This is a genomic window from Deminuibacter soli (genome assembly GCF_003412455.1).
Taxonomy (GTDB): Bacteria; Bacteroidota; Bacteroidia; order Chitinophagales; family Chitinophagaceae; genus Deminuibacter; species Deminuibacter soli.
The window spans coordinates 115,558-131,053 of sequence record NZ_QTJU01000001.1; the positions used below are offsets into that span (position 1 = coordinate 115,558).

At 48.7% G+C, this 15,496-nt stretch carries 7 protein-coding genes; 4 read left to right on the top strand and 3 right to left on the bottom strand.

Annotated elements, in window-relative coordinates; translation table 11 throughout:
- Positions 1–233: 233 nt before the first annotated feature.
- Positions 234–2,216 (bottom strand): KUP/HAK/KT family potassium transporter, encoded by a 1,983-nt coding sequence (locus DXN05_RS00450; RefSeq protein WP_116845248.1) that lies wholly within the window; start codon positions 2,214–2,216, stop codon positions 234–236.
- A 403-nt stretch (positions 2,217–2,619) separates the two neighbouring features.
- Here DXN05_RS00450 and DXN05_RS00455 point away from each other — a divergent pair, with 403 nt between their 5' ends.
- Positions 2,620–4,902, top strand: a complete 2,283-nt coding sequence (locus DXN05_RS00455; protein ID WP_116845249.1) for a hypothetical protein — start codon at positions 2,620–2,622, stop codon at positions 4,900–4,902.
- A 175-nt stretch (positions 4,903–5,077) separates the two neighbouring features.
- Here the strand turns inward: DXN05_RS00455 and DXN05_RS00460 are convergent, their stop codons facing one another.
- The gene (locus tag DXN05_RS00460) at positions 5,078–9,817 is read right to left on the bottom strand and encodes a DUF3320 domain-containing protein (RefSeq protein WP_116845250.1); all 4,740 of its coding nucleotides are present in this window, start codon (positions 9,815–9,817) and stop codon (positions 5,078–5,080) included.
- Between the two features lie 667 nt (positions 9,818–10,484).
- On the opposite strand from DXN05_RS00460, the gene DXN05_RS00465 reads away from it, so the two are divergent.
- The 3 genes from DXN05_RS00465 to DXN05_RS00475 all read left to right on the top strand — a co-directional run bounded on the left by DXN05_RS00465 (position 10,485) and on the right by DXN05_RS00475 (position 13,847).
- Entirely contained in the window at positions 10,485–12,038 is a 1,554-nt protein-coding gene (locus DXN05_RS00465) for a hypothetical protein (RefSeq protein ID WP_116845251.1), read from the top strand.
- Between the two features lie 358 nt (positions 12,039–12,396).
- Positions 12,397–12,831 carry a hypothetical protein gene (locus tag DXN05_RS00470; RefSeq protein WP_116845252.1) on the top strand — a complete coding sequence of 145 codons (435 nt, stop codon included), beginning with the start codon at positions 12,397–12,399 and terminating at the stop codon, positions 12,829–12,831.
- A 251-nt stretch (positions 12,832–13,082) separates the two neighbouring features.
- On the top strand, positions 13,083–13,847 hold the full coding sequence (locus tag DXN05_RS00475; protein ID WP_116845253.1) for an ROK family protein: 765 nt from the start codon (positions 13,083–13,085) through the stop codon (positions 13,845–13,847).
- A 198-nt stretch (positions 13,848–14,045) separates the two neighbouring features.
- On the opposite strand, the gene DXN05_RS00480 is transcribed toward DXN05_RS00475, so the two are convergent.
- Entirely contained in the window at positions 14,046–15,452 is a 1,407-nt protein-coding gene (locus DXN05_RS00480) for an MBL fold metallo-hydrolase RNA specificity domain-containing protein (protein WP_116845254.1), read from the bottom strand.
- Positions 15,453–15,496 lie beyond the last annotated feature (44 nt).

The following is a 15,496-nucleotide window of genomic DNA, read 5'->3' on the forward strand; positions in this document are numbered from 1 at the left end:
TTTCGGTAAAACCTGTCAGAACATCGATGGTTATCCTATTAGCCGGTGCAAGGATTAAAACAACCGGATGGCCTTAAGGCCACCCTAACAAGACGTTGGAGAGGCTTTTTCGACTTTTTTCTAATAGCACCACCGGTTTTGCTGTCATTCCAGCATCGCCGGAGGATCGTCCGACGATCGTTTGGGAAAAAATTCGCCCCGGCTAAGCCGGGGCGGGACTGAGGTGAATTTTATTAAGACCCTATTCTTTTCAGCGGCAAATGCTCCTTTTGGGCAATAATCAGCGGTACATATTCCAGTACCGTATCCGAAGCATCCAGGCCAAAGGCCTTCTGGTCGGTTTGAGAAATGCGTTTCAGGAAGAAATAGGCATCCAGTATAAAATCTTCTTTTACGGTGAGTTCATTTTCAATAGAAAGAAAACGTTCAATGATCACGTAGGTAATATCGGTATGAAAATCCTTCCGGTCAAGGCATTCGTAGCAATCGTGCGTAGCCAGCTGTTTGGCTTCACTCATTTCCTGCATTACACGTTTCAATAGTGAATGCACACGCGGTTGTATACGAAAACCAATCCTGAAATCAACGCGGATAATCTTGTCTTCCACCAGCTCGTGCACATCGTATTCCATGGTGTACGGGGCGTCTGTACGGTCAATATGCACAAACCAGTATACATCTGCACGTTTGGGCTTTTTATAGAGAATGGATTCAACAATACGCTTTTCTATCTGGCTTTTGCTGTTGGCCTTGGTAAGGTATACGAGGTGGGTGCCGTATTTGCTGATGCTCATGTCTGTACCCAGGTGCTCCATCAAGGGAATAAACGGCTTAATGTTCGTGAATTGCAGGTAACGGTTGGTGATTTTGCGTGCGCGGTACCAGATAAACATGATGAAGGTTAAACCCAGCTCAAAGAACAGGAACATCCAGCGTTGTTTTATCTTGGCCACATTGGCAATAAAAAACGCGCTCTCCACCGTAATGAAAATAAGCATGGTAGCCGCAATAAGTAACAGCGGCCATTTGCGTACATAACGCATGTACATGTACATCAGGCAGGTGGTCATCAGCATGGCTACTACAATGGAAAATCCATAGGCTGCTTCCATATGTCCCGATTCGCGGAAATACAACATCATGCCCACGCAACCCAGGCACAAAATCCAGTTGATGCTGGGGATATAGCTTTGTCCTTTTACCGTGGTAGGAAACTTGATACGCACCCTTGGCCAGAAATTCATACTGATGGCTTCGCTGATTAACGTAAACGACCCGCTGATTAATGCCTGGCTGGCAATGATGGTGGCCAGTGTGGCAATTACAATACCGGGCACCAGGAACCACTCCGGCATCAGTTCATAAAAGGGATTCAGTCCGTTAAGCTTGGATTGGTTGTGCGAGAGTATCCATGCACCCTGACCCAGGTAGTTTACCACCAGCGCCAGTTTTACAAATATCCAGCTGCCCTGTATGTTTTTGCGGCCGCAATGTCCCAGATCTGAATACAGGGCTTCCGCACCTGTGCTGCACAGGAAAACGGCGCCGAGCAGCCAGAATCCCTTCGGATAATTCACCAGCAAATTATAAGCGTACCAGGGGTTCAATGCGCGGATGATAGCCGGGTTGTGCAGTACAGGCACCACACCCAGCACCAGTATCATGGAAAACCATACAAACATGATAGGACCAAAAGCTGCCCCCACCACCTTGGTACCAAAACGCTGGAAAAAGAACAGCAGCGAAATAATCGCGATCACTATACCAACGGTAAGATTGTTACCGGGTACAATAATTTTTTCGAGGCCTTTTACACCATTCAAACCCTCAATAGCCGATGCCACGGAAATGGGCGGGGTAATAATACCATCTGCCAGCAGGGTGGCTGCACCCAGAATAGCGGGGATGTATACCCATTTTGCATAGCGGCGGATAAGGGCGTACAGCGAAAACACGCCGCCCTCCCCCTTATTGTCTGCCCGCAGGGTAAGAATCACGTATTTAAAAGTGGTTTGCAGGGTAAGCGTCCAGAACACACAGGAAATACCACCATATACCAGTATATCGGATATATCTCTTTTACCGAGGATGGATTTGAAAACATAGAGTGGAGAGGTTCCGATGTCTCCGTAAATAATGCCGAGGGTAATCAATAAACCAGCAATACTCAGTTTGCTGAGATCAGGGTGGGCGTGGGAACCGGATTTTGTGCTCATACAGATGTATATCTTTCTTGAAAAAGAAGATAGCAAGCAAAAGGGAGGCGCAATATTTTTATAGCCTCCCCGTTTTCATAAGGCTGCGAAATTACGCCGCCGCACTATACCGGCGCATTTTTTCGTGGATAATTTAACAGGAAATATCCCCGGTTTACCGTCGTAACTTTGAACAAACGTTTGTACCCGGGGTAGATTTCCCGCGTGTGCAGCACCGGGTTAAAAGGCAGCTTTAGCCAGGCAGGCAAGCAGCGCGATTTAACAGTAAAATGCGTTAATTCAACCGGGTAAAAACGTTAAAAGCCGATAATACCGGCGTAACTTGTTAAGGCTTTTGTAATGTTGCACAGGCGATGTAACAATTTCATTAGCTATACATCTAAAGTTTAAATATCGTTTTCATATGAATACTGTACGATTAGTTATCCTGTGCGTTTTCGCAGCCTTTGGGTTTACTGCGGCAAATGCGCAGTACGAATGGCCAAAGGTGATCAATGCCAGTGACGGATCGGTGATAAAAGTGTACGAGCCCCAGCCCGAATCTTTTGCCGGCAATGTGTTGAAATCACGTTCCGCGATCTCCTTCCAGGCAGCCGGACAAACTGAACCCGTGTTTGGTACTTTCTGGTCTGTATCTACTGTTGAAACAGACCGTGACAACCGCCGTGTAAGCGTGCAGTCTGTTCATGTACCCAACGTAAAATTCCCCAGCGATGTAGATGCCAATGCCATCAGCTTTGTAAAAACCACGCTTGAAGCACAGTTGCCTGCTGTAGAAAGCGATTTGCCGCTGGATGCCATTCTTACCTCACTGGATGAAACCAAGGAAGAAAAGAAACTCTCCAGCAACTTCAACAACAAACCGCCTAAAATTTACTACGCCAGCAATCCTTCTTTGCTGATTACCATCGATGGTACGCCCAAGCTGAAACACAACAGCGACTGGGATGTGGATGCAGTAGTAAACACGCCGTTTACCATTGTTAAAAACAACGACAACAACTATTACCTGTACGGTGGTAAAAAATGGTACCGCGCCAAAGACGCGCTGGGCCCTTACAACTACACCAGCGATGTACCCGGTAATCTTAAAAAAATTGAAACATCGGTTAATGCAGCCAACAATGCAGATCCTGGTTACAGCGATTCTGCAGCCAATGCCAGGGCCAATGTGGTATCTGATATCATTGTTACCACACAGCCTGCCGAGCTCATTCAGACAAAAGGCGATCCGCATTTCACCAGCATTGACGGTACCAGCCTTCAGTATGCTGACAATTCTGAAAACGATATCTTCTACAACCAGAACGATCAGCAGTATTATGTATTGATTTCAGGCAGATGGTTTACCTCTTCTAAAATAGATGGATCCTGGTCATATATCTCATCCGGCAGCCTGCCTTCAGATTTTGCGAAGATCCCTGAAGGTTCGCCGAAAGACAATGTGCTGGCCAGCATAGCCGGTACACAGGCAGCCCGCGAAGCGGTAATGGATGCACAGATTCCGCAAACGGCAAAGGTTGACCGCCGTACTGCCACTACCAATGTTACGTACGATGGTGCCCCGCGTTTTGAAGCAATACCCGGTACACACCTGCAGTATGCCACCAACACACAGAGCTCTGTATTGAATTACAATGGCAGGTATTACGCCGTTGATAAAGGCGTATGGTTTGTATCCGACAGCCCTACAGGCCCATGGACAGTAAGTACCGACCGCCCTGACGATGTGGAATCTATTCCGCCGAGCAGCCCGGCCTACAACCTGAAATATGTATATGTATATGATTCTTCACCTGATTATGTATACATGGGTTACACACCCGGTTACCTCAACAACTACGTGTACGAAGCTACCGTAGTGTATGGTACCGGTTATGCCTACACACCATGGTGGGGTAATTACTACTACCCCCGCCCGTATACCTGGGGTTTTGGTGTATCCTACAACCCCTGGTGGGGATGGGGACTTGGTTTCGGCTTCAGCACAGGCTGGTTTAATGTAGGCTTCGGCTCAGGTATCTGGGGCGGCTGGGGCGGTGGCTGGTGGGGGCCTGCCATTTACCGTCCTCCGTATCACTACTGGGGTGGCTACTATGGTCATGGTTACTATGGCCACGGTTATTACGGACGTGGCGGTTACGGCTATGGCGGATTTAACCGCACCGTTGTATACAACAGAACAACCGTAAACAATATTTACAACTATCGCAGGGATGTGGTAAGCAACAACCGTAACATAGGTCCGCGCCGCACATTCGGCAGCACACCACGTAACGTGAATACACCCGGCACCGGCAGCAACCCGGGCATCGGCGGCCGTTCAATGAATAACAACAACCGTGTATTCAGCGACAGGCAGGGCAATGTTTACCAGCAGGGCGGCAGAACTACCAACACACAGGGCAATGCCGGCCAGTGGCAGCAACGCAACAACAGCAACAGAAGCTGGCAGCCGGTTGACAATAACCGCAGCGAGGTAATACAAAACCTGAACCGCCAGCAGCAGCAGCAAAGCCGCGGCGAGCAACGCACACAAAACTTCCAGCAATTCAGGAACAATGCCGGTTTCAGCAGGCCCTCCTCTTCAGGCGCACCCAGCTTTAGCCGTCCTTCATCAAGCGGTGGTGGTGGTTTCAGCCGCCCTTCATCTGGCGGTGGCGGCAGCAGGCCTTCCAGGAGATAATTAAACAAACAATACATAAAAAAGAGACTGCCCTGTAAAGAGCAGTCTCTTTTTTATTCACAGCAACAAGCTGCAAGCTTGTTTTCTCTAAACCGCCCAGGCAATAAGTATAGGCGATATTTAATACTCGCTTAAAATCACTCTCCAAGGGAGCCCTTTGGACACGACTGACAACTCACGATTCATGTTCTCTCACGGCCTTCAGCCATCCGGCAGCATCCTGTACAATAACTCCCCCGGCAATACATTGTTCTACCGCATCCTGTATGCCTTTGCGCACATCGTCGGTAATGCGCACAAAACCCAGGCGCCTCGCAACGACCAATGCAGCGGCTTCAGGCTGTATGGCAATGGCATCGGCAACAGATTCCTGTATGGCAAGCGACATTTCCTCGGGTGCGATATAGGCAAGCCTGCGCGATACGGCGGGCAACGCACTTCTGTCGCGCACAACCGGCACAGCCATTTCAATATGCCATAAAAAGCCATCGCGTGTTACAATACGTTTCGATTGTGCCGATAGCTGTACAGCCTGCTGAAAATGTTCTTTCATACGTGTTCCCATACGCGCCAGGCCTGCTGCTTCTACCAGTCTGCGCGCAGCTTCCTCCATATGCACAGGGCTTTCTACGCGCACCACTTCTTCCAGCCAGCCGGCCAGTACAGGCAGGGGATGCTGGTGAAATTCCTGCTGTGCAATTTCAGCCGGAACAGTGGCCAGCTGATAAGGCGCAGCACCTTCTTCCTGTTCATCTGCCGCTTCCCTGTTAATGGTGGCAGGTGGTGTATCTTCTTTTATTATGACTGTTTCTGTCTGCTCCTGCGCCTGGCTGCGGGCCTGCTCCAGTGCCTGCACCAGCAGGTCTTTTTCTTTCTGCGGGTTGCGGAACCAGTCTGTGCTCCATACCCGGTACAAATGCCAGCCCATGCCCTGCAATACCTGGTAACGCAGTCGTTCGCGGTCGCGCGCACTCTGCGTGCTGTGGTAACTGAAGCCATCACATTCAATACCCAGCAGGTAACGGCCCGGCACTTCCGGGTCGGCAATGGCAAGGTCTATACGGCAGCCGGTTGCACCTACCTGTTCGTGTACGGTGTATCCCATCTCACGCAGTGTGGCAGCCAGGTATTTTTCAAAAGGCATCTCTTTCTGAAACGGCGACTGCTCACTTTCCTGCAAACGGCCATGTTGTGCATAGTGCAGGAAGCTCTTCAACGCGCGCACGCCATAAGCCTTGCTGCGTGTGGCATCTATATCATCGGCCGTAATATTGGTAAACACTTCACAACGCAGTTTGGCGCGTGTGATTAATACATTGAGCCTGCGCTCGCCACCATCATTATTCAGCGGACCAAACAACATGCTCAGCGAGCCATCTGCCGTGCGGCCATAACCAATGCTGATAAAAATAACATCGCGTTCATCGCCCTGCACATTCTCCAGGTTCTTTACAAAGAAGGGTTCATCTGCATGCTGCTGTAAATATTTCTCCAGCTCAGGCATTTTGCGGCGGCGTGTTTCCAATGCGTGCTGTATGGCCTGCATTTGCGCCGTACTGAAAGCAACCACACCCAAGGTAAGTGTGGGAGAATTGCGTGCATGCGCTACCACGGCATCAGCCACGGCCTCTGCTTCCAGCGGGTTGCTGCGGGTATTGCCCCTGTCGTACACCGTATGCGCCAGGTGATGAAACAGCAAACCCAGCTGATCTTTACTGCCCGCGCCAGGGAATATCACCAGCTTGTTTTCATAAAACTCCCGGTTGCTTAAGCTGATCAATGACTGGTGGCGGCTGCGGTAATGCCAGCGCAGCATGCGTTGCGAAGCCCCCTGCGCATCGCACAAACCAAGAATGCTGGGCATATCGGCAGTTACATTGTCTTCATCATCTGTTTCACGGGTAAGTGTATCAAAGAAACTGGTGGGCGGCAACTGTTTGTTATCCCCTACCACTACCAGCTGTTTGCCGCGCAGTATGGCACCCAGTGCATCTACCGGTCGTACCTGGCTTGCTTCATCAAAAATCACGAGATCGAAAGTGAGACTACCCGGCGGCAAAAAATTGGCGATAGACAGCGGGCTCATCATAAACACCGGCTTAATGGCCTGTATGGCCATACCTGCTTCCTGCACCAGCTTGCGCAAAGGTTTATGTCTTGCTTTTTTATTAAACTCCGTACGCAGCACATTCACCTGCCCACCTGCTTCTGCGCCCGGCATGTGCTCCCAGTGTTTCAGCGCTACCTGCAGGCGGTTGTACTGCAGGTTCAGTTGATCCAGCCTGCAGAACTGCTGCACCATGGTTTCGTGGCTGGCCCTTTCAAAACGGCGCAGGCTTGGGTGTGCGGTAATGGCTGTTTCCAGTATAAACTCATACCATGTTTTTTGCAGGGCAGGTTTCAGCTGCTCTTTTGCACCAGCCCATTGCACACAACATTGCAGCAGTGATTGCAACTGTTCGGCAGCCGCTGTTTCGGCCAGTGTGTTCCATTGTATTACCTGGTGAAGTTCCGGCAAACGCTGCTGCCATTGCTGCAACAGGTTTTGCTGTTCTTCAAAACTGCGGTGCATTAAAAACACCATGTCAGGAAACCGCATTTCTTCTGCCAGCTGCAATTGTTCTATCAGCTTATCCAGCACAACACCATGCTGGTGCAGGGCTTTCAGCAGTATCAGCTGCTGTTGCTGCGCCCATGCCGCATCGTGGTGTTTAGCCAGGAAACGCAGCAAACCTGCCGGGTATTTACCCTGCTGCACCTGCTGGTGCAGGCCGGTGATATAGGTGGTGATGGTTTGCAAAACATCCCACTGCACATTCTTTTGCCAGCGGTTGCCATACAATTGCGCAGCCAGTGCTGCATGCTCCTGCACCAATGCTTTCAGGCGTTTGGCTTCCAGTATATCGTTTACGTATTGCAGTTTGGTATTCGTATCTGCCGGTAATGCTGTGGTGCACAAAGCTGCCAGCGTTCGGTTGGCCTGCCGCCAGGAACTGTTTAAAAACTTATACCATTTATCGCCATAGGCCAGCAGGTGTTGCCGCAGGGGCAATACGTCCTGGTCCCATGCTTCGGGTATCAGCACTCCGGCATATTGTTGTTGCAGCTGGTACAAACGGGTACCGCTGGCGAGTAATTCGTTAATATCGGTTTCGCGCAGCAGCCAGTCTGCATGCAGCACATCAATACCCTGTAAATCGGGCTGTTCGCTTAGCAACTGCAGCATATCGGCCAGGTCAATTCCCTGTTTGCGGTTCACAGGCAAATCCAGCTCCATCAACGCAGCAGTATCCTGTGCCTGCAGGCGCAGGCCGTCAACCGCCACCAGCGCACCTGCCAGCGTAACTGCTACTGCTTCCTGTGCGGCGGGCAGCAATACTTTCAGCTGCGAGCCCCAGAACAACAGTTGCTGCGGTATGGCATTCATCTGCTGCAGCCTGGCCTGCACCTGCTCGGCAAAAGCAACGGCGCGGTTAAAACGCGCGGCATCCCATTGCTGCAATCCGTCAACAGCCAGCACAGGCAGGTTTTCAAAAGGCAGTGCTTTCAGCTGTACCAGGTAACCGATGGCCTGCTGGGGTGTAACAGCGGTTTGCAATACTGCCGTGTTCATGGCTATGCAGTAATCATTGAGTTCTGCGCGGCATTGCTCCAGGTAACCCAGCTCATCCTGCAGTTGTGAAGCAGCGGGTTTACCAAGGTCCATGGTGCGGCGCAGCTCGTTGTGCAGTTCTTTTTTATTGGCCTTGTTGCTGTGCAGTTCAAGACAGGCATCACCCAGGTGAATGGCATCGAGCCTGCGTTTCACCACATCCAGCGCTGCCTGCTTTTCTGCTACAAACAATACCTTTTTGCCCTGCCCTATGGCATTGGCGATAATGTTGGTAATGGTTTGCGATTTGCCTGTACCGGGTGGCCCCTGAATTACCAGGCTGCGGCCTTCCTGTACGGCCAGCATAGACAATACCTGGCTGCTGTCTGCATCCAACACCTGGTACAGCTGCTGTGCAGCAGGGAGGTGATCAATAAAACTGTCTTCTGCAACACCCGGTGCAGTATCGCTGAAACCTGCACCAAACAGGCTTTGCAGGATATTGTGTGCTTCCGGTTTGGCAGTCTCCGGCCATTCATCTGCATCGAGATCGTGATAAATGAGAAACTTGCCGAACGAGAAAAAGCTCAGCACAATTTCTTCTGCAGCCAGCTCCCATCCTTTCATGCCTTCAATGCTTTGCGCAACGGCAGCAAAATAGGCAGGCACATCAATGGCGTCTTCCTCGGGCAAAGCGGGTAAACTGATGTTGAAATCAGCTTTCAGCCGCGCCTGCAGACTTAAATTGGTTTCTACATCACCGCCTGAATAACGCAGGCGAAAACGCTCCCTTGCACTGCTGCGTTCGAGTGTTACGGGAACCAGTATCAGCGGTGCTTTGCGCTTTTCGCCGGCGGGTGATTCTTCGTACCAGTGCAGCATACCCAGGGCCAGGTACAGGATATTTACCCCTTGTTCTTCCAGGCTGGTGCGTGCTGCATAATAGGTATTGAGCAGCCGTGTTTGTAATGATTGTTCGTTTTCGGCTGTTTGTAAATTGAGATCGGTATAGGTTGTTTCGGCAACAGGCGGCTCTATGGTGGCAGCGGCAGTCATCATTTCAGCGACCTGCTGCGGTGACGCCTGCGCTGCAACAGTTTCAGTTACTGTTTCGGCAACTGTTTCCTTTGCAGCAGCGCGTGGCAGAAAGCGCATGGCCTTTCCTTGTTGCACCAGTATATCGTACAGGGCAACGGATTGTTCCCCGGTAACCTGTACACCGCGGGCTTGTTGTAAACGGTAGTTCAGCAATGGATTGCGCAAACCCAGATCGAGCAGCTCCCTGCGTGCCGATTCCAGTTTACTGCGCGTTTGTTCCTGCATGTGCGTGGCTTTTTTATTGCGATTGTGCTAATATAACGATGGGTGCACAAGATAATTGTCAGTTCAATGGTTTCGCAGTTCAATTGTTTCATAGTTCAATTGTTCAATGGTTTCATTGTTCAATGGTTTTACACAGGTATCACTTAACTACCGAAACTTCAAACATTAAACATTAAACCTTTAACAGTCATTTGCAATTCCTTGCGTACGTCATATTTCAGAAGCATTTCTATGGAATTTTGAGAAAATTTTAACGATTATACCAGCACTAAAAAATTGATTTACAGGAGCATAAATATCGAGGAAAGAAACATCAAACGGGGGATTTGTAAAAAGGGATTTTTGAAATAGATTCCGCATTATCTTCGCATACACCCAAAAAAAAGGGTCCACTGTAGAAACAGCCGACCTCTAACGATTGCTTGCCATATGAAAAATCTTCGAATTCTTTTTGTGGATGGTAGTCGTCTAGTTTTCCGCTTCCATCATCAAACCTCTAACAATTGCCGCCCTTCGATTGCTTGCTGTATGAGATTTTTTATTAACACTGTAAAATTACAAGCGATTTCCTCACCCTGCAAAACAACTTATTCGTGTTTTTATCATGGCAAAGCCGATAAAAAATTCACAAACCCTTGCTGCTATTGAGTTTTAGGAGATTTCTATTATGACGCCCAACAGTTTTACCGACGCATTGTTTCAACTCGTAAAGTCTTTAGAAAAGTCAGAGAAGAGACATTTCAAATTATACATTAAACGAAGCTCCGCGAACGAGGACCTGAAAATCATACAGTTATATGACGCGCTGGAAAAATTGCCCGAATACGATGAAAAGCCCCTGCTGAAAAAACTTTCACCGATTACCAAACCCCAGCTAGCCAATTTAAAAACGCATTTATACAAACAACTGTTAGCCAGCCTGCGCCTGCTGAAAAGCGCCGATAATATCGACCTTCAACTGAGCGAGCAGCTCGACTACGCGCGCATACTCTACAATAAAGGTCTGAAAATACAAAGCCTGAAAATACTGGAACGTGCCAAGGAACTGGCCAAAACCAACCATAAATACAATTTCCTGGCCCAGGTAATCTCCCTGGAAAAGAAAATTGAAACCCTGCACATAACCCGCAGCTCACAGGAAAAAACGGAATTGCTGGCAGCGGAATCGCGCGAGATCACCGGTCATATCGACCGGGTATCGCGGCTATCCAGCCTGGCATTACAGCTGTACCGCTGGTATATTCAAAACGGGCATGCCCGCAACGAAGCTGACGAAACAGATGTGAAGGCCTATTTCCGTAAAAACCTGCCGGCCGATGCGCACGAGGTAACCGATTTCTACGAACGCATGTACCTGTACCAGAGCTATTGCTGGTATGCTTTTATACGAACCGATTTTTTGATGTACTACCGCTACAGCAAAAAATGGATAGACCTCTTCGATGCACAGCCATTAATGATTGAAGTAGAACCCGGCCACTATGTAAAAGGCATGCACAACCTGCTGAATGCCCATTTTGACCTGCGCAACTACAAAGATTTTGACACCACCCTACGCCGTTTTGAAGCCTATGCCGCTTCACCGGTAGGTAACCTGCACGATAACTTCAGGATACACACGTTTATTTACATCTACACTGCCAAAATAAACCAGCACCTGATGATGGGCACCTTCCGCGAAGGACTGGCCCTGATACCCTATGTAGAAGAGAAACTGCAGGAGTACGCACTGTATGTAGATATGCACCGCATCCTGGTGTTTAACTACAAAATGGCCACCCTCAATTTCGGCAGCGGTGATTACGCCAAATCTATTGACTACCTGCAAAAGATCATCAACAGCAACGCAGACCTGCGGTACGATTTACAGTGTTATGCCCGTTTGCTGCACCTGATGGCACACTACGAGCTGGGCAATTACGATATCATGGAATCACTGATAAAATCGGTGTACCGTTTTATGGCGAAAATGAAAAACCTGACGGTGGTGGAAGAAGAGATGTTTAAATTCCTGCGTCATTCATTTGTGGTATCACCACGCCAGCTGAAACCCGAACTGGAAAAATTTCTCGAGAAGATCAAACACCTGGAAAAAAGCCGTTTCGAAACAAGGGCCTTTGCCTACCTGGATGTGATATCGTGGGTAGAAAGCAAGGTATATGAAAAGCCCCTGAGCACCATCATCGGCGACAAGTACCGGCAAAGCAAACACAAAATATAAACAAGCCTTTCCGATTGCCTGCACATACCATCCCCGTAGCCACAAGCACGGGGATTTTTTATCTCTCGCGGAAAACGCAGGATTGCGCGAAAAAAGCCAACCGCGGCATGAAGTGCAAAACGATCAATCATTCCATGCAACAAAACGGAACTATTAAACATTAAACCTTCAAACTTTAAACTCCTTTTGTCCGCTTGTGAACAGGAAACTGTTCGCCTGCGGACAATTTGTTTTTCTTAACAGTTTACAGTTCGATTCATTATCAATGAGTTACGGCTGGCACAACCACATGGCACCGGTTTGGCATTATACCTAACATCAAACGCAAACAATAAAAAAACTTATAAAAACTACGTTTATGAAAAAGATTATCCTCGCCGCCATCATCGCTATCAGCCTTATTGCAACTGCATTTGCTGGTACTACTAACGACAAAGTAAGCACTACATTTAAAAAAGCATGGCCTGCTGCCAGCATCACCAGCTGGAAAGTAAACGGCATGATCACTACCATCAGCTTTACTGTTGATAACCTGAACATGCAGGCTTTCTACGATGAAGACGGCAACTTCATGGGCACCAGCCGCCCGGTACAGCTGACTGAATTGCCTGCTGCTGCACAAACCACCATCAAAGACAAATACCAGGGTTATACAGCCACTGAAGCCATTGAAATGAACTCCACCACCGCAGGCTTTAACTACTATGTATCACTGGAAAAAGACACGCAGAAACTGATTCTGCAGGTTGCACAGGATGGCAGTGTAAAGACATTTAAGAAGCTGAGGAAATAGCAGAAGAAAGCTGTAAGCAGATAGCTGTTAGCGCTTAGCCTTTTTCAGCTGTGGGCTGCAAGCTTTGAGCTACGAGCTTTTAGAACAAGACAAACTATATTTTATACCGGAGCGTCTTTGCATGGGTAATACCTGCGAAGGCGCTCTTTTTATTTTTGCCCAGGCAAGCTAACCGCTAAAAGCTATCGGCTAAAGACGCTTCTCAACCTTTTTACCTAATTTTAGGTTTATCATAAAACAACAGTAAGGTTATGGATACGATTAAACAAGATGAGGCAATTCTCACCATTGATATCGGTGGCTCACACATTAAGGCAACCATTTTAAATGCAGCCGGAGAACTGAAGCAGGACTATCGCAAAGTGGTTACACCCAGTCCGGCTACACCGGAAACCGTACTTGAAGCCATTCATGCACTGGTGAAAGATTTTCCTGCATATGATAAGATCTCTGTTGGTTTTCCCGGTTATGTGCGCAACGGTATTGTGTTCACTGCACCCAACCTCAGTAACCCCAACTGGAAAAATATCGATCTCGGTCAAAGAATAAGCAATTCATTACAGAAACCTGTGCGACTGGTAAACGATGCCGACCAGCTGGGTTTAGGCGTAGCCAGTGGTAAAGGCTTTGAGCTGGTGGTAACACTCGGCACCGGTTTTGGCACTGCCGTATTAATGGATGGCTACCTGCTGCCACATCTTGAACTGGCGCACCACCCCATCAGCAAAGGCAGGGATTACGATGAATATGTAGGCAATAAAGCGCTGGAAAAAGACGGTGACGAAAAATGGAACAAACGCATTGGTAAGATCATCGAAATATTGAAAACAGTATTCAACTACGACCGCCTGTACATTTGCGGCGGCAATGCAGATAAAATCAGCTTCAAACTCGACCAGAATATCAGCATCGCCACCAATAAAGATGGCATCAAGGGCGGCGCCCGCCTGTGGCTGCTGGAAGAACGTTATCATATAACTACCAACCTGCCTGTATTGGCCCCTGCACACAGCTAAGAAATACATTTTATACATACAAACGGCCCCGGATCAATGATCCGGGGCCGTTTACTTATTTACCAGCTTTTAAGCTTCAATCCTTAACTTTCTCCTTTTAGCCATGCAACAATAATATTTGTGTCAAGATCTACTTCCAGTCATCTTCATGGGCACCGGTTTAGTTAAAGCTTTGAAGTAATTCAACTGCTTCGGCGCTCAATTTTCAAGCCCAAACACTTCATGCAGCTCCGGTATCTCCACATCAGGAAAGCCTTTTTTCTGCAAACGGTCACGGAAGTCCTGCTGCACATCGTATTCTCCGTGTACAATAAACAGCTTCTTTACTGCCGAAGGTTGCTGGCAGGCCAGGAACTGGCAGAGATCGTTGTAGTCGCCATGTGCACTCATACTGCGTATAGAACCAACCTCAGCCCTTACCTCGTAGCGCTCGCCGAAAATGCCCACTTCCTTGGCACCATCGACCAGGCGGCCGCCCAGTGAACTGGGTTCACAATATCCAACGAGCAGTATGGTGTTGCGCTCACTGCTGATATTATTCATGATATGGTGTTTTACCCTGCCCGCATCGGCCATACCGCTGGCTGAAATAATGATAGAGGGTTCAGGCTTGTCGTTGAGTGCTTTACTTTCTTCTACTGTCTGGATAAAACGCACACCTTCAAAATCAAAGGGATCATCATCTATCTCCAGCAGCTTGCGGATGCGGCTGTTAAAGGTTTCAGGATGTTTTTTCACCACATCGGTAGCCTCAAGGCTCAGCGGGCTATCTACATACACCGGCACCCTTGGCAGGCGTTTTTCCAGGCTTAAGCCGTTCAGCACGTACAGCAGCTCCTGTGTGCGGCCCACACTGAACGAGGGAATAATCAGCTTGCCTTTTTTCTCCACGCAGGTATGTTCAATCCATTTCAGCAGCAGTTCGGGCGTGTTGAACACTCCGGCATGCAAACTATTGCCATAGGTACTTTCAATAATGATATAATCCGCCTGCGGAAACACTTCCGGCGAGCGCAGAATTAAATCACTGTAGCGGCCCACATCACCGCTGAAGCTGATTTGCGTGGTTTTACCTTTTTCGGTTACACGCAAATGCACGGCGGCGCTGCCAATAATATGGCCGGCATCTGTGTACATCACTTCCACGCCGGGTTGCAGCGTAAGCCACTGGCCATAGGCCAGCTTTTCAAATAAAGGCAAAGCAGCTTTCGCATCCTCTATTGAATACAATGGTTCAATGGGCGGCAAATGCTGTTTGGCCCTGCGTTTATTGCTGAAACGCGCATCATCGCGTTGTATTTCTGCAGAATCAAGCAGCAGTATTGCAGCCAGGTCTTTGGTAGCAGGCGTGCATACAATGCGGCCCTTAAACCCTTCTTTTACCAGTTTCGGAATAAGGCCCGAATGGTCGATATGTGCATGCGACAATAACAGGTAATCTACTTCCGCTGCATCAAAACCCAGGTCGGCATTGAAGGCATCGGTATCTTTTCCCAAACCCTGGAACATCCCGCAATCAAACAGGATAACGGTTCCGTCAGAAAGGGTTAACAGGTGTTTGGAGCCGGTAACAGTACGGGCTGCGCCGTGGAAAGCAAGTTTCATGGCTGAAAGATATTCTATATCCTGCAGATATGGAATATCTGTAG

What these genes read in the sequence shown, in the direction of transcription:
- DXN05_RS00460 (WP_116845250.1), bottom strand. Translation starts at nt 9,817, where the DNA reads ATGCAGGAACAAACGCGCAGTAAACTGGAATCGGCACGCAGGGAGCTG.
- DXN05_RS00450 (WP_116845248.1), bottom strand. Translation starts at nt 2,216, where the DNA reads ATGAGCACAAAATCCGGTTCCCACGCCCACCCTGATCTCAGCAAACTG.
- DXN05_RS00455 (WP_116845249.1), top strand. Translation starts at nt 2,620, where the DNA reads ATGAATACTGTACGATTAGTTATCCTGTGCGTTTTCGCAGCCTTTGGG.
- DXN05_RS00470 (WP_116845252.1), top strand. Translation starts at nt 12,397, where the DNA reads ATGAAAAAGATTATCCTCGCCGCCATCATCGCTATCAGCCTTATTGCA.
- DXN05_RS00465 (WP_116845251.1), top strand. Translation starts at nt 10,485, where the DNA reads ATGACGCCCAACAGTTTTACCGACGCATTGTTTCAACTCGTAAAGTCT.
- DXN05_RS00480 (WP_116845254.1), bottom strand. Translation starts at nt 15,452, where the DNA reads ATGAAACTTGCTTTCCACGGCGCAGCCCGTACTGTTACCGGCTCCAAA.
- DXN05_RS00475 (WP_116845253.1), top strand. Translation starts at nt 13,083, where the DNA reads ATGGATACGATTAAACAAGATGAGGCAATTCTCACCATTGATATCGGT.